The sequence below is a fragment of the Enterobacter sp. AG326 genome (assembly GCF_004362415.1).
Lineage (GTDB): Bacteria > Pseudomonadota > Gammaproteobacteria > Enterobacterales > Enterobacteriaceae > Enterobacter > Enterobacter asburiae.
In genome coordinates this window covers 75,572-95,220 of record NZ_SNXG01000006.1, presented here as the reverse complement: position 1 = coordinate 95,220, position 19,649 = coordinate 75,572, and the positions used below count along the sequence as shown (strand labels likewise).

18 protein-coding genes are annotated in these 19,649 nt (G+C 55.2%); 6 read left to right on the top strand and 12 right to left on the bottom strand.

The window, feature by feature from the left end; translation table 11 throughout:
• Positions 1-23: 23 nt before the first annotated feature.
• Positions 24-833: a pyrroline-5-carboxylate reductase gene (gene proC, locus DFO52_RS17645; RefSeq protein WP_024906789.1), complete on the top strand. Its 810-nt coding sequence runs from the start codon at positions 24-26 to the stop codon at positions 831-833.
• A gap of 16 nt (positions 834-849) precedes the next feature.
• Here the strand turns inward: proC and adrA are convergent, their stop codons facing one another.
• From adrA to DFO52_RS17615, 6 genes are all read right to left on the bottom strand, one after another.
• Positions 850-1,953, bottom strand: coding sequence for a diguanylate cyclase AdrA (gene adrA / locus DFO52_RS17640; protein ID WP_133550870.1), 1,104 nt, complete (start codon positions 1,951-1,953; stop codon positions 850-852).
• A 102-nt stretch (positions 1,954-2,055) separates the two neighbouring features.
• On the bottom strand, positions 2,056-2,376 hold the full coding sequence (gene psiF, locus DFO52_RS17635; protein WP_023310534.1) for a phosphate starvation-inducible protein PsiF: 321 nt from the start codon (positions 2,374-2,376) through the stop codon (positions 2,056-2,058).
• 89 nt (positions 2,377-2,465) lie between these two features.
• On the bottom strand, positions 2,466-3,881 hold the full coding sequence (gene phoA, locus DFO52_RS17630) for an alkaline phosphatase (RefSeq protein ID WP_133550869.1): 1,416 nt from the start codon (positions 3,879-3,881) through the stop codon (positions 2,466-2,468).
• A gap of 99 nt (positions 3,882-3,980) precedes the next feature.
• A complete protein-coding gene (gene iraP / locus DFO52_RS17625) occupies positions 3,981-4,241 on the bottom strand; it encodes an anti-adapter protein IraP (RefSeq protein WP_133550868.1) in 261 nt (86 codons plus the stop codon).
• A 210-nt stretch (positions 4,242-4,451) separates the two neighbouring features.
• The gene (locus DFO52_RS17620) at positions 4,452-5,666 is read right to left on the bottom strand and encodes a multidrug efflux MFS transporter (protein WP_133550867.1); all 1,215 of its coding nucleotides are present in this window, start codon (positions 5,664-5,666) and stop codon (positions 4,452-4,454) included.
• A gap of 168 nt (positions 5,667-5,834) precedes the next feature.
• On the bottom strand, positions 5,835-6,518 hold the full coding sequence (locus DFO52_RS17615; RefSeq protein WP_133550866.1) for an extensin family protein: 684 nt from the start codon (positions 6,516-6,518) through the stop codon (positions 5,835-5,837).
• 103 nt (positions 6,519-6,621) lie between these two features.
• On the opposite strand from DFO52_RS17615, the gene ddlA reads away from it, so the two are divergent.
• Positions 6,622-7,722, top strand: coding sequence for a D-alanine--D-alanine ligase (gene ddlA, locus DFO52_RS17610; protein WP_029739746.1), 1,101 nt, complete (start codon positions 6,622-6,624; stop codon positions 7,720-7,722).
• On the opposite strand, the gene DFO52_RS17605 is transcribed toward ddlA, so the two are convergent.
• Positions 7,719-7,946, bottom strand: a complete 228-nt coding sequence (locus DFO52_RS17605; protein WP_023310528.1) for a DUF2754 domain-containing protein — start codon at positions 7,944-7,946, stop codon at positions 7,719-7,721. The genes ddlA and DFO52_RS17605 overlap by 4 nt on opposite strands.
• A gap of 249 nt (positions 7,947-8,195) precedes the next feature.
• Between DFO52_RS17605 and DFO52_RS17600 the strand changes: the two genes are divergently transcribed.
• On the top strand, positions 8,196-8,495 hold the full coding sequence (locus DFO52_RS17600; RefSeq protein WP_133550865.1) for a DUF2755 family protein: 300 nt from the start codon (positions 8,196-8,198) through the stop codon (positions 8,493-8,495).
• On the opposite strand, the gene DFO52_RS17595 is transcribed toward DFO52_RS17600, so the two are convergent.
• The 3 genes from DFO52_RS17595 to DFO52_RS17585 all read right to left on the bottom strand — a co-directional run bounded on the left by DFO52_RS17595 (position 8,492) and on the right by DFO52_RS17585 (position 11,473).
• Positions 8,492-9,589: a DUF1615 domain-containing protein gene (locus tag DFO52_RS17595; protein WP_133550864.1), complete on the bottom strand. Its 1,098-nt coding sequence runs from the start codon at positions 9,587-9,589 to the stop codon at positions 8,492-8,494. The two genes, DFO52_RS17600 and DFO52_RS17595, sit on opposite strands and share 4 nt — an antisense overlap.
• A 14-nt stretch (positions 9,590-9,603) precedes the next feature.
• The gene (gene sbmA / locus DFO52_RS17590) at positions 9,604-10,824 is read right to left on the bottom strand and encodes a peptide antibiotic transporter SbmA (RefSeq protein ID WP_133550863.1); all 1,221 of its coding nucleotides are present in this window, start codon (positions 10,822-10,824) and stop codon (positions 9,604-9,606) included.
• 115 nt (positions 10,825-10,939) lie between these two features.
• On the bottom strand, positions 10,940-11,473 hold the full coding sequence (locus DFO52_RS17585) for an isochorismatase family protein (protein ID WP_133550862.1): 534 nt from the start codon (positions 11,471-11,473) through the stop codon (positions 10,940-10,942).
• A gap of 204 nt (positions 11,474-11,677) precedes the next feature.
• Here DFO52_RS17585 and ampH point away from each other — a divergent pair, with 204 nt between their 5' ends.
• Complete coding sequence (ampH, locus tag DFO52_RS17580) at positions 11,678-12,838, top strand: D-alanyl-D-alanine-carboxypeptidase/endopeptidase AmpH (protein ID WP_029739742.1); 1,161 nt, start codon at positions 11,678-11,680, stop codon at positions 12,836-12,838.
• Positions 12,839-12,840: 2 nt separating this feature from the next.
• Here ampH and DFO52_RS17575 read toward each other — a convergent pair whose 3' ends face one another.
• Positions 12,841-13,464 carry a helix-turn-helix domain-containing protein gene (locus tag DFO52_RS17575; RefSeq protein ID WP_054830101.1) on the bottom strand — a complete coding sequence of 208 codons (624 nt, stop codon included), beginning with the start codon at positions 13,462-13,464 and terminating at the stop codon, positions 12,841-12,843.
• A gap of 91 nt (positions 13,465-13,555) precedes the next feature.
• Positions 13,556-16,333: an autotransporter outer membrane beta-barrel domain-containing protein gene (locus tag DFO52_RS17570; RefSeq protein ID WP_133550861.1), complete on the bottom strand. Its 2,778-nt coding sequence runs from the start codon at positions 16,331-16,333 to the stop codon at positions 13,556-13,558.
• 450 nt (positions 16,334-16,783) lie between these two features.
• Between DFO52_RS17570 and hemB the strand changes: the two genes are divergently transcribed.
• The gene (gene hemB / locus DFO52_RS17565; protein ID WP_029739739.1) at positions 16,784-17,758 is read left to right on the top strand and encodes a porphobilinogen synthase; all 975 of its coding nucleotides are present in this window, start codon (positions 16,784-16,786) and stop codon (positions 17,756-17,758) included.
• 127 nt (positions 17,759-17,885) lie between these two features.
• Complete coding sequence (locus DFO52_RS17560; protein WP_133550860.1) at positions 17,886-19,610, top strand: lysophospholipid acyltransferase family protein; 1,725 nt, start codon at positions 17,886-17,888, stop codon at positions 19,608-19,610.
• The last annotated feature ends 39 nt before the right edge of the window (positions 19,611-19,649 follow it).

The following is a 19,649-nucleotide window of genomic DNA, read 5'->3' as shown; positions in this document are numbered from 1 at the left end:
ACGCATAATGACGGAGAATCGTGATGGACAAGAAAATCGGGTTTATCGGCTGCGGTAACATGGGCAAAGCCATCCTGGGCGGTCTGATCGCCAGCGGGCAGGTGCTGCCGGGTCAGATCTGGGTCTATACCCCGTCACCGGACAAGGTCGCCGCGCTGCGCGATCAATACGGGATCAACGCCGCCGAAAGCGCGCAGGAAGTGGCCCAGGTCGCCGATATCGTCTTTGGCGCCGTCAAGCCGAACATCATGATCAAAGTGCTGAGCGATATCACCTCCAGCCTGAATAAAGAGACGCTGGTCGTGTCGATTGCCGCAGGCGTCACGCTCGATCAGCTGGCGCGCGCGCTCGGTCACGATCGTAAAATCGTCCGCGCGATGCCCAACACCCCCTCGCTGGTCAATGCCGGCATGACCTCCGTCACGCCTAACGCGCTGGTGACCACAGAAGAAGTGGCCGACGTGCTGAATATTTTCCGCTGCTTCGGTGAAGCAGAAGTGATTGCCGAATCGATGATCCATCCGGTGGTCGGCGTGAGTGGCTCAGCTCCTGCCTATGTTTTCATGTTTTTAGAAGCGATGGCCGACGCCGCCGTGCTTGGCGGAATGCCGCGCGCGCAGGCGTATAAGTTCGCCGCGCAGGCCGTCATGGGCTCCGCCAAAATGGTGCTGGAAACCGGCAAACATCCAGGCGAGCTGAAGGATATGGTCTGTTCCCCGGGCGGTACCACCATCGAAGCGGTGCGGGTGCTGGAAGAGCGCGGGTTCCGCTCGGCCGTCATTGAAGCGATGGCAAAATGCATGGAAAAATCAGAGAAGCTGAGTAAATCCTGATCCTCGCCGTCGGGCGTCAGGCGGCCACTTCGGTGCGGCCGCGCCCGGCATTTTTCGCCCTGTACAGCGCCACGTCAGCCGCCTTCAGCCATTCCCGATAATGTCCAAACTGCGGCCCCCAGGGGGCAACGCCGACGCTGATGCGCAGCGCTTCTTTTGGCGCGCACGGTAACGTCAGGTTTTCCAGCCGCTCATGCAGCCGCGACATCACGGCGATGGCGCTTTCCGCCGCTGTCTGCGACATGATCACCGCAAACTCATCCCCGCCAAACCGGCCGATCGCATCGCCTGACCGCACTGACCGCTGGAGCTGACGCGTAATGGCGATGATCGCTTCGTCGCCCACGTCGTGCCCCCAGGTGTCATTGATGTTTTTAAAGTGGTCGATATCAATCAGCAATATCGTGGCGGTGCTGTGGTCGCGCCGACAATGCTCAAATTCATTTCGCAGCAGCATTTCCCAGTGCCGACGGTTAAAGACCCCGGTCATCCCGTCTCGTGTGCTCATCATTTCCAGCCGCTGCTTATGTTCCGCAAGCCTGACGGCGGTTCGGTGGCTGAGCCAGGCAAACAGCATGGGATAAAGCATGAGTACGGGCAGCGTTAGGCTCCACTCTATGGGGTCGGGGTTGAAGATGACCACCTTCCCGGCGAGTGGCAGGGTCACCAGCGCGGAGAGCAGCGTCAACGCAATCCCCGGGATGAACAGACGACAGCCGCCGGAGCCCATCATATTCATCCCTACCATCATCACCAGCGCTGCCGTGGGTAACGCATTCATCCCCATCACGCCGATCCAGAGCCCGGCAATAATGGCATCGATTTTAAGATTGAAAATTTCCTGCTGATGGGGTGAAGCGGCACGGCATGACAGCTGCCAGGCAAAATGGGGCCAGACGAACGACCACCCCACGAGTAAAAGCCACCAGCCACCGGGTAAAAAATGGGTGACCAGCATCCCCGCAACGGGGAAAAACATTGCCGCCAGCCCGACGGCGCGCGCCAGCCGGACTCGCCGGGCAAACTGAATGCCGGCGCGGTGAGGGTCATCCTGAGAAAGGGTTAAATTCCACTCTTCCCGAATGCGCTTTTTGTTGTAATACGTTTCATCATTCATCATTTTTGGGAATATTCTGAAACATTTTCCCAAATTATAGAGAGGGGGTCTGCGGGGAAAGTATGAAATTTCGGGTGAGCCGCCGGAGCCGCTCACCCGTTAGAACTACACTTTTTTCTTCAGGCACGCACTCATGAACTTGCTGCGGTCGTCCCCTTTAAGGGACTGTTCGGTTGCTTTCGCATTACACTCGCGCATTTTTTGCTGCTGCGGCGTCAGGCTTTTTTCAGCCGGTTTCGCGGCGCCGTTTTTAAGGCAGTCGCTCATGTAGGTCTTGCGAGCATCTCCCTTCAGACTCTGAGACGTCGCCTGTTGATTACAGGTGGTCATACGCTGTTGTTGCGGCGTTAGCGTTTTCTCTTCCGCGTTCGCCGATGCGATCAGGAACAGGCCAGAGAGCAGAGTAACCAGTAATGTTGTTTTCATTGCACCATCCTTTTGTGAACATTCCCTGTAAGTCTGGTTCGTGACAGGAAAAAAACCACCCGGCAGATGTGATTTCCGCCGGGATTTTATCATTTAAGACCCAGCGCCGCCTTCATGGTGTAGAACAGATCCGTTTGATCGGTCAGGCCTACCACGTTTGCCGCGTGCGGACCGTAGGCTGCAATGCGCAGCTGGGTGCCAGTGTGCTCCATGGACTCTTCTTCAGAGTTACCGTAGCTCAACACCATAACGGCGCCATCTTTGGTATTCAGCGCCTGCGTCAGGCCCGGGGCTTTGGTATCTGGCGGAATAATCTGGCTGGCGTGCGCATGGTCCGCGGTGACCACCACCAGGGTGTTACCGTCTTTTTTCGCGAACTCAAGCGCCTTCTGCACCGCTTCGTCCAGATCGACGGTTTCGCCAATCTGGCCGCACGGATTCGCCGCATGATCCTGCTTATCGATCGATGCGCCCTCTACCTGCAGGAAGAACCCTTTTTCGCTCTTGCTCAGCAGAGAGATGGCTTTATCAGTCATCGCCGCCAGCGTCGGTACGCTGTCCGTGCGTTTCGGGCTAGGCGTACAGGTTACGGCAGGTTTATCGATATTGCCGTGATAAGAGGCTTTTGGTCCTTCCCAGCGCACGGGCATGTTGCCGTCAGAGAACAGCCCCAGCAGCGGTTTGTCCTGGTTCGCGTCGGTGATGGCTGCCAGCGAATTTGCATCACTCACCAGCTGATAGCCGCGGGCCTGCGCCTGCTCGCGCAGCGTTTTGCCCTGCCACTCGCCCGCCGTCGCGGTTTCCGCGAAGGTTTTCGCGCCGCCGCCCAAAGTCACGTCAGGACGCGCGTTCAGCAGCTGTTCCGTAATCGAGCCTTTACCGCCTTTTTCCAGCGCGTTCGTTGGGCATTTTTCGCTGGTCACTGACGGGCCGTAGCATTTACGCGAGGTCACGTGCGCCACCAGCGCCGCGGGCGTGGCATCCTGAAGTTCAGCGGTGGAGACGTTGCCGGTCGCCAGGCCCGCCGCTTTTGCCATCTCCAGAAGGGTTTGATGATCTTTTTCGTGAATATCCACTCCCAGCGCGCCATTATAGGTTTTCACGCCGGTGGACCACGCCGTAGCAGAGGCCGCGGAGTCCGTGACGTAATCCGGTTTACCGGTTTTTTTATCCAGCGCGTAATGGGTATATTGTCCGGTCAGCGGTAATGCGTCGATGCCTTTAAAAAAGCCGCCCGCACCCTCGGCATAATTTCGCGCCGCCGTGATTTCGGAATCCCCCATTCCATCGCCAATAAGCAGAATAATATTTTTCGCCGGCTTATCATTCAGCGAAGCGCGAATAGCGGCAGTTTGATCTTCTGATAAACGGCGTGCGCCGCCAGGCTGGGTGATATCCCCTTTTGCCGCGCGATTATCCAGCACGCTGGTTTGGGCAGTATCGGCATAAATGGCAGGGGTAATTAACAGGGGAAGTAATGCGATGAAAAGTGCGCTCTGTTTCAATTTATTTTCTCCATGTACAAATACATAAAAATAAAAACAGAGCGACTATAGGCATCCTGCATGACAATTCTATGACACGTCGTTACGTCCTGTGACGGTTTAGCTGCGCGGATGCCTTAACAGCTTCTTTACGTACTGGTGGAGCATCTCGGCATCCTCAACCGGAACCTGCGATTCAGGCCTGACGCTGTCCAGCGCGCCTTCCACGCTCTCAATCAACGCCTGTTGATCGGTTTTCGCCATTTGTCGCAGCAGCGCGGTGACCACAATTTCCAGCGCTTCGACCTGAGCAACCAGCTCTTTTGACTCATCTTCCTTTTGTGCCAGCTTGACCAGCAATTCAGCAATGAGATTTTTCATCGTGCCAGTTCCTTTTTCAGTTTTGTCTGAAGTTAGCATTCTGAATCCATAATGCAAAGAGAAGAAATTTATTATGGTATGCAAAAGTGATGCAGGAATAAAAATAAAGGACCGACGCGGTGAGCGAAACGTTTTTCTATAAAAAAGCGCCGCATTTTGTTATATAAAAATGCGGCTACCATAAGAATATATAATACATCAACGAAACGATTATCTCGACGATTTCGCTTCCGCCATTTGTCTGCGGCGACGCAGCGCAATAGCCAGCTGGATAATATTGATTAAAACGACAATCGCCGTGGCCGCAAATACCCAACGAAAACCGGCCATCGCAGAAACGGATGCACCAATAAGCGGACCGGCAACATTCCCCAGATACATAAATGACTGGTTATATCCAAAGATACGCCCCGTCACCTGGTCGCTGGAATATTTAACCAGCAGAGTTTGCACCGCAGGCAACATTGCGCCATCAGCAAACCCGAGCAGAAATCGCAATACGCCAAGCTGAAGCGGAGAGGTGACAAACGACATCGCGAAGAAGAGCACGACCGCAAAGATCAGCGTCGCCATCAGGATGCGCGCCGTGCCGATCCTGTCACCCAGTTTTCCCAGACGCGGCGCGGAAATCAGGGCGGAGACGCCCGGCACGGCGGCAATCATGCCGCTCAGAAAAGCGATATTTGTGCTTTCCGGCTCCATCGATTTGATAAACAGCGCCAGAATCGGACCGACCGAACCGTTACAGAGCTGGATAACCATAGTGGTCACAAACAGGCTGATCATCAGTCCCGGATAGGGCAGCGAGGCGAAGACGGCCTTGCCGCTCAGGCGTTCAGATTTACTGATAACCGGGCGGCCCCCCTCTTTGATAAGAAAGAGCGTGACCAGAAAACTGACCACCAGCAGGATCGCGGTGATGATAAATACCGCGCGCAGCCCGACGTGATCCGCCAGAAAGCCGCCCAGCAGCGGACCGCCGATGACGCCGCTGATCTGTGCCGTGGAGAGCGTACTCAGCGCCCAGCCGCTACGCTCGCGCGGCACCTGAGAGGCGACCAGCGCCATGGCATTTGGAATGTACCCGGACGTCAGCCCCATTACCGCGCGCAGGAAAAACAGCTGCCAGACGTTGGTGGCGAAGGCTTGCAGCAGAATGGCTATCGCCATCCCGAGCGAGGCGCGCAGCAGCATCAGTTTTCGGCCTTTCCGATCCGCCAGGCTCCCCCACATCGGTGACACAATGGCGGAGACCAGAAACGTGACGCTGAACGTCAGGCCGGACCACATGGAGAGCGCTTCATGCGAGGTCACCCCCAGCTGCGAGACGTACAGCGGCAGGAACGGCAGGATCTGGCTAATGGCCAGCCCGGTGAAGAAGCAGCCGAACCAGACCGAGATGAGATTAACTTTCCAGGATACCATAAAGAAATAGTCTTCATTTTTAGGCGAATTCGCCTACAGATTAGCAAGTTACGCGTTTTGACGTCGCACCAGAGATGCGGCCTGACTGACTTTGGTGTTTTATCTTCCCAGTCATCATATTTGTGAAATAAGTCACAATTCATCCATTTTCTGGCGGAATATTATGCTTCACCGACAGAGTCCGAAACCGCGCATTCCCAGATGAAAATGGTTGGCATGCGCCGCGTTATACTCCGGCCCCAGGCCGTTTCCGTAGTAGCCACAGCTTGCCGCCAGCATTGCCTTCAGCCATGGCTGCGTTGTTGTCGCCTTCCAGCCGTTCAGCACCGTGACGCGTTCCCCGTTCGCCAGCCGAAAAGCGGCGATATCCAGCGCCTCCGCCGTGGCATGTTCACTGCGTCGCGCGTCAGGGCGGTGGTAAATATTGCGGCAGGCAAAGCTGCCGAGATGGTCGATACGCGCCAGGTCGCTGCCCGTATAGCGTTTTGTCAGCGGCCGGGCCTGCTGGTTGATAAACAGCGCAGAGCTGAGCGCCAGCGGACAGCTGGCAAGAAAGCTGCTGTTCAGGCTGACCGGGCCAAAATCACGCACGCGCACGACATTGTTGAGCGGACACGCGCCGCCGCTGTCGGCCACCGGCTGGGTGCGGATGAGATCTCTTTGGTTAGCCTGCGAAAGCAGGCTTGCGCACGCCTCGGGGGTTAGGCGCCGAAGCTTATACTGGGTAATACGGCCCGGCGGGTCGTCAAGCGTCAGCGGCATAAAAGGGTTGTAGTAAGGCGGCAACCAGCGGTAACCCACCGTTGCAACGGCCACAATGATGAAAACGGTCAGCAGCGTTTTTCCTTTCACTCTCCCCCCTCAACATTCCCCAAAACATTATGGCAGAAGGCCGCGAAACCCGCCGGGCATCGTGGTATGTTATTGGCTTTTCGTCAGACTGGAAGAGAGTGAGATGGCTAAGCAGCGCGTAGGTATTGTCTTTGGGGGAAAATCAGCTGAGCACGAAGTGTCATTGCAATCGGCCAAAAATATCGTTGATGCGATCGATAAAAGCCGCTTCGACGTGGTGCTGCTGGGCATTGATAAACAGGGCCAGTGGCACGTTAACGATGCCAGCCAGTATCTGCTGAATGCTCACGATCCGGCACACATTGCCCTTAATCCTTCAGAAGTGAGCGTCGCCACCGTACCCGGCGTCGTGAAGGGGCAGCTCATCGACGCCGGCAACGCGCAGGCACTCGCCCAGATCGACGTTGTCTTCCCTATCGTTCACGGCACTCTGGGCGAAGATGGTTCCCTGCAGGGAATGCTGCGCATGGCCAACCTGCCGTTCGTCGGCTCGGACGTCCTCGGCTCTGCCGCGTGCATGGACAAAGACGTCACCAAACGCCTGCTGCGCGATGCCGGGCTGAACATTGCGCCATTCGTGACCCTCACCCGCGCCAACCGCGACAAGCACAGCTTCGCGCAAATTAGCGGAGAGCTCGGTCTGCCGCTGTTTGTGAAGCCGGCAAATCAGGGCTCCTCCGTGGGCGTCAGCAAAGTCACCAGCGAAGCAGAGTTCACGCAGGCCGTCCGTCTGGCGTTTGAGTTCGACCATAAAGTGGTGGTTGAGCAGGGTATTAAAGGCCGTGAAATTGAGTGCGCCGTGCTGGGCAACGATTTCCCACAGGCGAGCACCTGCGGCGAAGTGGTCTTAAACAGCGACTTCTACTCGTACGACACCAAATACATTGATGATAAAGGCGCGCAGGTTGTCGTTCCTGCGGATATCGATCCGGCGATTAACGATAAGATCCGGGCGATCGCCATTCGCGCTTATCAGACGCTCGGCTGCTGCGGCATGGCGCGCGTGGATGTGTTCCTGACGCCGGAAAACGAGGTGGTGATCAATGAAATCAACACGCTGCCGGGGTTCACTAACATCAGCATGTATCCGAAACTGTGGCAGGCCAGCGGCCTGAGCTATCCGGAACTGATCACCCGCCTGATCGAACTGGCGCTGGAGCGTCACGCCGCCGACAGTGCGCTTAAAAGTTCAGTAAACGGTTAATCGGCACTCTTCGCCTCATCCGCTGTCGTCTCTTCAGGACGACGGCGGATAATCAGCCCCGCCAGCCAGAAACTTATCACCCAGGTCACCAGCCCGACGGCATAGGTTTGCCATCCTTTTGCTTCAAACCCCAACAGGCCCACGACACCGTTTAGAATAAAGATCAGCCCGATAGCAAAGGCGTAGTAGTGCCAGTCACGGCGTAGTTTGGACGTGAGCTTCATAACAACTCCGGCAGGAAAAAAAGACATCCTCTCACAGTTTTACGGCCAGGTCTGTGGCAGATACGGAAATTCTGAAACGCGACGCAATTTCACTTAAGTGATGAAATTGTGATGTGCTGCAGAAATCAACAATCCAGGAGGATTCCGGCGCGTAAATTACCACGATTCTGATATTGACAAATGCGATGACCTGTCAAACTCACCCCGTAAGACGCGTATTAAAACAGAGTGATACCACGGGAGGTCAACATGGCTGACTTTACATTGTCGAAACCGATTTTTGGCGGCAAACCAAAAACCTCCACGGCGGGTAATATCGCTTATGCCCTGTTTGTCCTGTTCTGCTTCTGGGCCGGCTCACAGCTGCTCAATATGCTGGTCCATGCGCCTGGCGTTTATGAACACCTGATGCAGGTGCAGGATAACGGACGCCCGCGAGTTGAGATTGGCTTTGGCGTCAGCACCCTGTTCGGCCTGATCCCCTTCCTCGCGGGATGTATGATTCTGGGCGTTGTAGCGTTAGTGTTGCGTATTCGCCGCCGCCGTTAAAGCCCCATACAGCGAGCCCGGCGATCGTCCACGCGTTTTGCGAACCATGCGGTGGTGAGGTTACGCGTGATCTTCGGGCTTTCCAGCTGGATCCCCGGCAGGATAGCCCTCGGTAACGCTTTCCCACTCTTCTTCTCTGCAAGCGCAAACACCTTCTTGTACAGATCCGTTTTCTCAAATGCCAGGCTGTCGCCTTTCTCAAGCTGACGACGAATGTCGCTATTGCTCAAGCCAAGCGTGGTGGATAATTTCCGTACTGCCAGCTCGGTGCTTCCCGCCTCGCTGCTGCCGTAAGCGATGAGATCGCCGTCCAGCGCCAGCTTGACGCCGCTTGCGCGGCTGACCGCACTCTGGAATGCCGCGTTACGGCTGGCATACCAGCCCGCGTTAAAGTCGGCAAAGCGGTACAGCGGCTCATCATAGTTCGCCGGATAGTTCAGCAGATGATACGTGCCGAACCACAGCCCACCGCGCAGGGAGAAGACCTCCTGGCGCACCGTACCGTCGATTTTCCACGGGTAGCCGTCGGTATGCTTCTCCGCGAACGCAATGCTCACCTGCATCGGGCCACCGGTGTGTACCGGGTTTAGCGAGCCAAACAGCTTCTGCCCCATCGGGACCATACTGATGAAATCATCAAAGATGGCGCTAAGCTGTTTTTCGGTTTTCACCGCATCCAGCCGCTCGCTGTAGCTTTTGCCATTCGGCGAGGTGATTTTAAGCGCGGTATGCACAAGGAAAACCGGGATATGCATGGACTCCGCGCGGCGGTCGATCTCTTTCCAGGCAATTTTGTTCAGGCCCGGCACCACCGGGTCTGACTGGTACATTGACTCCTGCTGCGCCACCGCCAGCACCGAGCAGATATTCTCCTCGGTCGGCGCAATCTTTTGGCTTTCAAAGGTTTTTGCCAGCGCATCCGCCCACGCATTGCGATCCTTCACGCTGGCGGGCATTTTCTGCCGCACAACGCTCGCCACATCGACGGGCTTCTCCCCCTTTTTGAGCGGAGCGGCCCCTTTTTCGGCACAGCCTGCCAGCACAAGAGCGGCCAGCAAGGACAACGGTAACGTGCGCGGTACGGCAAAAGACATAGCAACTTCCTGTATTAGCTAAATGTGTTGGTGACTTCCTGCAGGTCACGATCGTCCAGCTCACGTTCAAAACTGCGCAGACGTTTGTAGATGGACATCAGTTCTACCAGGGTGGTCCAGGAGCTGATCAGGTACTGGAACGAGCCGCGAACCTGACCGAAAACGTTGGTGATCTGCGTCATCAGACCGAGCGTAATCGTACCCGCAACAATCGACGGGAACAGCAGGAACAAACCGAAAACGTTATCGACCTGCAGATACAAAATACGCGCGATGTTGAAATACATATAGTGGAAGTAGAGTCGGAAATAGTTACGGCGCACGGCGCCAAACAGCTCTCGGACGGTTGGCGGCGAGGCGCGGTTGGCGTCATCTTCACCGTAAACCAGCTCTTTACGGTAAGCGGCTTCCACGCGTTGATTTTTAAACTCCAGGCCCGGCAGTTTGATCCCGACCACCGCCAGCAGGCCCGTACCCATCAGCGACCAGACGATCGCGGCAATCACCAGACCATACGGAAGATGGCCAACAATCGGCAGATCCGGTACGTGCGCCGAGAGCGTTACCAGCACGGGCAGGAAGGCAATCAGCGTCATGATGGCGTTGATAAAGCTTACGCCCATGTCTTCAAGGGTGGAGGCAAAACGCATGGTGTCTTCCTGCACACGCTGCGCGGCGCCTTCGATATGGCGCAGGTGCTGCCAGTGCGCCATGTAATGTTCGTTCATCGCGGTACGCCAGCGGAAAACGTAGTGGCTGACGAAGAAGTTGTTCATCACGCCGATGATCACCGCAATAAGGGCGATACCGAGGAAGACGCCAACCTCATGGTAGAACTGGTTGATAGTCACCTTATGCGGCGAGCTCAGCGCGGTCTGGATCAAATCGTAGAACGGCGCATACCAGGCGTTGACCGCCACGCCCACCTCCACGAGGAACCAGGTGACAAAGATAATTAGCGATGTGCCGAGGATAGACCAGTACTGCCAGCGATGCGGAGAATACATAAACCAGAACAGCGCAAACAGCCCTACGCAGACCATGTAGTAGGCGTAAAACAGCAGGTAGCTCAGCGACCAGAAGCGCGCCGCGCTAATCGGCACCTCGCCCGTTGCTCCCGTGATGCGCGTCAGCCATGCGCCGCCGCCCGCCTGCCAGAAAATGACAGCGATGAGTGCCCAAATAAATGCCGACAGGAAAAAAGGCCCCGGCTTTGGGAAAAAAGACTTAAACATAATGCTTCCTTCTTGTTGTTATGGCTGTTGCTGTGCACAACACGTTACCACACGAAAAACGTGCCCAAGCCAGCCTCCCGGCCCGGGCAAAAAGGTCAGACCCGAGGGTTGATTATTAGTTCGCTTTCCAGTTTTCGAGAATTGTTTCGGTGCGTTTCACTGCGAGAGGATTCGCCGGCGCGATGAAGTTACGCCAGACGTCGTTGTGGTGGTTTATCAGGATCTGCGCATCTGCCGCCGGGCGATTGGCGGTAGTATGGGCATCTTCCACCACGGTAATGTGGTAACCCCGGCTAACGCCGTTCTTAATCGTCGCATCGACGCAGTAGTCGGTGGCGCAGCCGCAGATGACAAACTCGCGAATGCCCTGCTCACGCAGCAGCGCCTCAAGCACGGTGTTATAGAAGGCATCACAGGCGGTTTTGGTCACGTAAAGCGCGTCAGCAGGCTGATGGAGTTCAGGCAGTAGCGCAAACCCTTCGCTTCCCTCTTCCAGCCCACCGGCCTCGGTATGCTGGATAAAAATCACCTTGTCGGCTGCCTGCGTAAGCTGGTTGATCAGAGAGACACATTTTTCGCGCTGATGACGAGGGGTTTCAAATACCCCGTTCTGCATATCGACAACCATAACCACACGCTTCTCAGACATACCGTTCTCCGTAAGATTGAGTGACACTGGTGCCTATCATAAGCCCGATGTCACAAAATGGGAGATGGCTCGTAAGTAAATTGTTCATATTTACCCATGGTTACGTTTTTCTCGCTATCGTTATGCAATTCGGGGCATTGCGCGGTTCCGATTAGTAGTATAAATACCCATTACTTTCCTCATTCACTTCATGGATGCTTTTCGTTGAAACGTTGTCTGCTCTCTTTTGCCGCGCTGTGTGCGGTGAGCTTTTCTACCGCCCAGGCAGCCCAACCGCTGACGGCGCCCGTTTTAGCTTCAGATATTGCCGATCGCTACGCGAACCTTATTTATTACGGCAGCGGCGCGACCGGGATGGCGATGGTCGTCATCGACGGCAACCAGCGTGTGTTCCGCAGCTTTGGCGAAACGCGCCCAGGAAATAACGTTCACCCGCAGCTGGATTCTGTTATCCGCATCGCGTCCTTAACCAAGCTGATGACCAGCGAAATGCTGGTGAAGCTGCTCGACCAGGGCGTGGTGAAACTCGACGACCCGCTCAGCAAATACGCGCCTCCGGGCGCCCGGGTTCCGACCTATCAGGGTACGCCGATCCGGCTTGTGAACCTCGCCACACACACCAGCGCCCTGCCGCGCGAGCAGCCAGGCGGGGCGGCGCACCGTGACGTATTTGTCTGGCCAACGCGCGACCAGCGCTGGAGCTACCTGAGTACCGCCACGCTGAAGGCGGCTCCGGGTTCGCAGGCCTCTTATTCAAACCTGGCCTTTGACCTGCTGGCGGACGCCCTTTCAACGGCGGCTGGTAAACCCTACACGCAGCTTTTTGAAGAGCAGATAACCCGTCCGCTGGGTATGAAAGACACTACCTTTACCCCGTCCCCGGATCAGTGCCGTCGCCTGATGGTGGCGGAGAAAGGCGCTAGCCCCTGTAATAACACGCTCGCGGCCGTGGGCAGCGGCGGGGTCTATTCCACGCCTGGCGACATGATGCGCTGGATGCAGCAGTTCCTTTCCTCAGATTTCTACGCCCGCAGCAGCCAGGCCGATCGCATGCAGACCCTGATTTATCAGCGCACTCAGCTTCACCGCGTCATCGGGATGGATGTGCCGGGTAAAGCCGATGCGCTCGGCATGGGCTGGGTCTATATGGCACCGAAAAATGGCCGTCCGGGTATTATTCAGAAAACCGGCGGCGGCGGTGGATTCATCACCTATATGGCCATGATCCCGCAGTCAAACGTCGGCGCGTTTGTGGTGGTCACCCGCTCTCCGCATACGCGTTTCGTCAATATGAGTGACGGGATTAATAACCTGGTGGCTGAACTGAGCGCCAATAAAGCACAGGTTCTCACCGCGTCTAACTAATCTTAATATTCCGTGGGCAAGCGGTTGATACTGACCAGCTTGCCCCGGCTCATATTGATATAGTTTCCCTGCCTCAGGGCGGCAAGCACCTCGGCAACAACGGAGCGTGAAATTCGTGTGCTCTGTTGAATATGATTCATCACACCGATTTTTGAACGCAGCGTTTCATCCCATTCCGCCATATTCAGCAGCATCGAGCGGATCTGGTGATAGGAGTTATTTCCCACCAGCTGCTTATCGCGTTTCTCGAGAATGTAAGTTATCCAGGATAACCAGCAGAAGGCCTCTTTCCAGAGTGAATACTGCTGGATGAGTTGACGGGTGGTTTCCGTGGGCAAATAAAAACCGGTACAGGCTGTTTTAGCAATCACCCTGTATTCGTGAGAGTGATTAATCACCACCGTAGACAGCCCGAATATAAAAGGGGCAGTCGCAATCCCCACCAGCAGTTCATCAGAAGTTCGATAAACCTCAATAACGCCGGTTTGTAATACGATCGTACAAGGCTCATTCCATTCGTCTGACGTAATTAATTGCTGGGGCGCACATGTAAAAGGGGTACTGGCCGCTGTTAAATGCTGTTCGAGCCGGCGTAATTCAGAAAGCGGTTTCGCATTAACGTTCATGCAGACCTCAAGTCATCCGTATTTGTCGGTTCAATATTATTTTTATTACTTGTGTAAAAAGCGGGGGAGATAACCACTCCCCCGCTTTTATTCATTTCCAGGTATATTTCACGCCCAGATTTGCGCCCCAGTTCTGATCAACGTCGCCGCCGCCCAGATATATGGCATCGGTGTACGCACTGAAGTTCTTCGTGAAGCTGAACTGGGTGCCCAGCCCTACCCGCACAGCGGAGCCTTTCACGCCGTTATCAATGCTATCGCCGTTAATATCGGCATTGTTATCGGCGTCGTCATAGACGTAGGCCAGTTTGAAGTAAGGCGTCAGAGCCTGTTCGCCGCCGTAGTTGAAGGTGTAACCCGTATCAACGCCGAGTTCATAACGCAGGCTATCGTAAGATTGTCCATCAACGCGCATGTCATTACTCAGACGATAATCATCACCAGACTGGAACAGGCCAGATACGGCTGCATATGGCGTAACGTAGCCAGAGAGGTTTGGTTTCCAGTCATAGCCCAGCTTCAGCCCAAAACCAACAGCATCATTAGTGGTATTGCCGTCAACATACTGACCGTTGCTCATGTTAGCGGAGAGATCGCTGTTGAAGCGGGTGTAGCTCAGGGAGCTGTCGAGGAACAGATCGTTCATGAACTTCGCTGACGCGTAGATCATCGCAGTCTGGCTATCCTGATCGACCTGACCGGTACGATCGCTGGTATCACCCTTCGCGAAACCTGCCGCACCACCGACGATCCATTTCGCGTTATTACCGTCAATCAGGGTGTCCACACCCACCATAATGCCGCTCACGTCCTGATCGTAGCTGATAACGCCATTGTCACCGTCGAAGTTGCCACCGAAGTAGCTCACCCACGCCCCGCCGTTATCCGCCAGGCCATGACGGCTGTTGGTCAGACGCGTGCCGACGGTATCCTGCTGCAGATTCCAGATATTGGTATTGGCAGATGGGATGCTCAGCGCCATGTTGGCAGAGTCGGTCAACTCTTTCTGCTGAAGGACAACGGAATCACCCTGCTGCTGCGCCTGGTAGGTGTAAGCGCCTAAATCGGCTTTGTTTGCGGCAGTAAAGCTGGCTGCAGTATCCGCGTTATTGTCATAGACGCGAATAATCTCTTTGTTTTTGTAATCAGCAACGGAACCGGCACCGGTCGCATCGTCGATGCGCACCTGGTAGTTACCCGCAACGTTACCGTTCACTGACAGATGGCCGTCTGAATTAATCGCCACAACACCGTAGTCGTAATCGGCATTGTACTTATCGTTAGTGATATAGCGTGCGTTGTTCAGATCGCTGTTCAGGACGTAATCACGGCTGGCAACGTTCAGCACCCCGCCATCGGTCAGTTCCATATTGTGCGTATCAACCTGACCCAGCCCCAGCGCCAGCTCAGCACCGTTATCCACGGTGATGGTGTTGGCATACAGTTGGGCCGTTTCTTCCGTCAGTGCCGCACGGCTATAGCTGTCCAGATACAGATGGTCGGTCGCCGCAGCACCGCTGTCTCCAATATTCATTGATGAAGCATTGGTCAGGGTGATGGAGTCCGCCAGCAGACCAGAGTCTTCAACGTTAACCTGAGACTGATTGTTTACCGTCAGCGTGTCGATATTAGAAAGCTTGCGGGTATCCCACTCAGAGCCGTTATCCAGCGCGATGTTAAACAGCCCGCTCTGATACACCGCTTCACCCGCAACGTGTCCGTTACTGTCATAAACGGAATCCGGCCAAATGCTGTTAGGGGATAAGCTACTCCAGTCTACGTTGCTGTAGCCCAGACCATACATCTGCGCTGTGCCGATAGCCTCGACGCTGGACTGTGCTGCACCGACCCATTTGCTGCCGTTGGTCAGGGTGACATCCAGCTTATCGGTGCCATCCCAGCCGTTGGTGGTTGGGTTATAGACACCGTCTGCACTGGTATCCGTTGCCGGATCGCCGTTCGGATAGAAGTTGTTGTCGAAGGTGCTGGAGAACAGAATATCGCCAGTAACGGTGGAGTGATCGAACGTGGCAGTGGTCTGCATCGCGTTATCAGACGCGCTAGCGGCAACGATCAGCGCCGCATCATCCGCCGCCGTGGCATTCGTTTCACCGTAGTCGCTCGGCTTCGCGGTTTGACCGTAGAACCCGCTGGTTCCCAGATCGCTGTATGCCCCTGAGGTCAGAACGGAGTCTTTCACCACCAGCGTGTCGGTAAATACTTTGCCGCTGTTGGCGACGCCTTCCACACCGTCGTAAGGGGTATTATCCGGCTCCTGATAACCCTGCGTCAGGGTAATACCGGCAATGTGGGAATTATTCTGGATGACAATATCGGACTCCACATCCAGGGTAATCGCATTACCCAGATTATACGTGTCCAGATAGTGTCTTTCCGTATTTTCCCCATTCACGACGTCATACGCATAATGCTCATAGGTATCGTTAATGGTGGAATTATCTACGGTCAGGCTAAAACGATCGTATTGAGAATGGTTGGTGCCATCGGTATCCAGGCCGTCAGCACACGAGGAGGTCATACATTCAGAGGTAATCATGCCATTAATGGTGCTGTTGGAAATGCTTAACGCATTCGCCCGACCATTGATGCCATCATCCAGATAGTATGTTGAAATAACACCATTCACGGTGCTTTTATTAATCACCGGATAAATATCGCCGTCGTGGGTCGCGTCTGAGTAATCCCAGTCGGCATAGCCATAATACCAGGGAGTGGAAGCGGTATTATCGTATCCGAATGTATTATATGTCGTACCGGAAATATCCTTCGCATTGGCCTGAGAAGCGATAGCCAGGGTGCAGGCTAATGCAAGTTGAGATACAACGAGTTTCTTTTTCCATGTTTGCATTGGGTCATCCCTCCTCAGGGACGTAAGCAAGTTTGTCCATCAATGATTTTGCAATGTTTAATTGCGGAGGGAATTATGCATTTTCATTTCGAAAAGGTTCAATGAATGTTTCCATTAAGTCCGTATCCAGACTAATAACACATCAAAACCGAGAAAGCATCTATCACCACAGATAAACACCATAAAAACAAAGCATTAAAATAAACATGAAAAAACGAGATACATATAAAAATAAATAATGAATCATTTTAGATGATGTATTCCATTTATTATAAAAACAACATGAATATCTCATCTCCCTTTCAGCATTATACTGACCTATATTATATATTGATGCCAGAAAACCAGGCCCATCACATTTTACAAAATAAAATGCCCACTTTTACCAAAACACCTGTCTTCACTTTGAGGTACACTAGCCTTCTTTGTTCCACAAACATCAGGCATACCATGACCGATTTAATTGCACGTCCCCGCCGCCTGCGCAAGACACCTGCACTGCGCGCTATGTTTGAAGAGACAACCCTGACCTTAAACGATCTGGTGTTGCCGATTTTTGTCGAAGAAGAGATCGATGACTACAAAGCCATCGAAGCCATGCCGGGCGTCATGCGCATTCCGGAGAAATATCTGGCGCGTGAGATTGAACGCATCGCCAACGCGGGGATCCGCTCGGTGATGACCTTCGGCATCTCTCACCATACCGATGCCACCGGCAGCGACGCGTGGAAAGAAGATGGCCTCGTCGCCCGCATGTCCCGCATCTGCAAAGAGACCGTGCCGGAAATGGTAGTAATGTCAGACACCTGCTTCTGCGAATATACTTCTCACGGCCACTGCGGCGTGCTGTGCGATCACGGCGTGGATAACGATGCCACCCTGCTGAACCTTGGCAAGCAGGCTGTAGTCGCTGCCGCTGCCGGTGCGGACTTCATCGCGCCATCTGCGGCGATGGATGGACAGGTTCAGGCGATTCGTCAAGCGCTGGACGCGGCGGGCTTTACCGACACCGCCATCATGTCTTACTCCACCAAATTTGCCTCCTCCTTCTACGGCCCGTTCCGTGAAGCTGCGGGCACGGCGCTGAAGGGCGATCGTAAAACCTATCAGATGAACCCGCTTAACCGTCGGGAAGCGATTCGTGAATCCCTGCTTGATGAAGCCCAGGGCGCAGACTGCCTGATGGTGAAACCAGCGGGCGCGTACCTTGATATCCTGCGCGACATCCGCGAGCGCACCGAGCTGCCGCTGGGCGCTTACCAGGTCAGCGGCGAGTACGCGATGATCAAATTCGCCGCGCTGGCCGGTGCGATTGACGAAGAGAAAGTGATCCTCGAAAGCCTCGGCGCCATCAAACGCGCAGGCGCGGATCTGATCTTCAGCTACTTCGCGCTGGATCTGGCCGAGAAGAAAATTCTGCGTTAATCCGCTTTAGCGCCGGGTGGCGGCTTCGCCTTACCCGGCCTGCTCTCTGCGCTAATCTTCACCAAACTGCAATACAACCGACATCTGCGCCTTCTACTGTCTTCGCAAGACGGCAGGAGGAGTAATCATGTTTAGCCTCGATAGCGTTCTCGACGATCTTTGGCCTCAGGCGAGGCCTGCACCCTGGCAAAAAAGTCTGTTAAAAAGACTGTTTTACGAAGACGAATTTCAGCAATTTGCAGCAGCACACCGCCACCTGAAAGGACTGGATATGGTGGAGCAAGTTCTGGAACACCTTGATATTCTCTGCACCGTTTCCGCCCGCGATCTTGAACAAATCCCTGAACATGGCCCGCTGGTCATTATTGCCAACCACCCGACGGGTACGCTGGACGGTCTGGCGCTGATGTACGCCGTTTCCCGCGTGCGACGCGATGTTAAAGTCGTCACCAACAGGATGTTGACCCACCTTGAGCCCCTCAGCTCGCTGTTTATTCCGGTGGATAATATGGGCGGCAGGACGGCGAAATCGTCGCTGGTGCAGATGGAACAGCATCTGCAAAACGCGGGCGTGCTGATCTTCTTCCCGGCCGGAGAAGTTTCCCGCCCCACGCGCAAAGGCATTCGCGACAAAAAGTGGCACTCTGGCTTTATCAAACTCGCCAGCAAGCTGCGCGCCCCGCTGCTGCCGGTGCATATTCAGGCGCATAACAGCCTGCTCTTCTATGCCAGCACGCTGGTCTCCCCGACGCTGTCAATGCTGCTGCTCATGCAGCAGATGTTCCGCCGTCGCCATAGCCAGCTGCCGATTAAGATCGGCCAGCAGATTGCGTGGCATCACTGGCATAGCGCCACCCTTTCATCGCGTGAGATGGCCGAACAGTGCCGTCAGCACGTAATGCGTCTTGGCAAGGGAGTGCCTGGCGTCTTTAAAACCCAGTGCGCCATTGCCCGTCCGGAAGACCGGGCAACCCTGAAACGCGCGCTGGCGCAGGCCGAATGTCTGGGCAATACCAGCGACGGTAAAACCATCTATCTTTGGCAGCGCAACGGGCAGGAAGACGCCCCGCTGCTGCGCGAGCTGGGCCGCCTGCGCGAGATTGCCTTTCGCGCGGTGGAGGAAGGGAGCGGCAAGCGCCGGGACACCGACTGCTACGATGACGATTATCTGCACCTGATCCTCTGGGATGATGAAGATCTGGAGATCGTCGGCGCGTACCGCTTTATGCCGACCGCAAGACAGGTTGAACGTCGCGGTCTGGAGGGGTTGTACAGCTATAGCCTGTTCCACTACGACGACAAAATGCAGGACGTGCTGGAGCATGGCATTGAGCTGGGTCGCAGCTTTATTCAGCCGCGCTACTGGGGACGCCGCGGCCTGGATTATTTATGGTCCGGCATTGGGGCCTACCTGGCGCGTTATCCGCACTATCGCTACCTGTTTGGCCCGGTCTCGATTTCAGGCGGCTTACCGCCTGCCGCGCGGGATCTGCTGGTGGCCTTTTACCGCCTGTGGTTCCCGGCGACGCATCCGCTGGCCGCGTCTCGTCAGCCGTATCCCGCATCGCTGCCGGACGTGCTCGCGCAGTTTGGCGGCGTGGATTACGTGGACGACCTGACAAAGCTGAAATCCCTGCTCGGCAATCTGGGCTGCGGCATTCCGCCACTCTACAAGCAGTATTCCGAGCTTTGTGAACCCGGCGGCGTGCAGTTTATTGATTTCGGCAGCGACCCGGCATTTAACGACTGCGTCGACGGGCTGGTGCTGGTGGATTTGTGTTACCTGAAGGCGAACCGCTATCAGCGGTATATTGAGGCGCATTTAATACCCTCACCCCAGCCCTCTCCCTAAAAGGGAGAGGGTGAAAAACGCACCGGGCAGTCCCCTCGC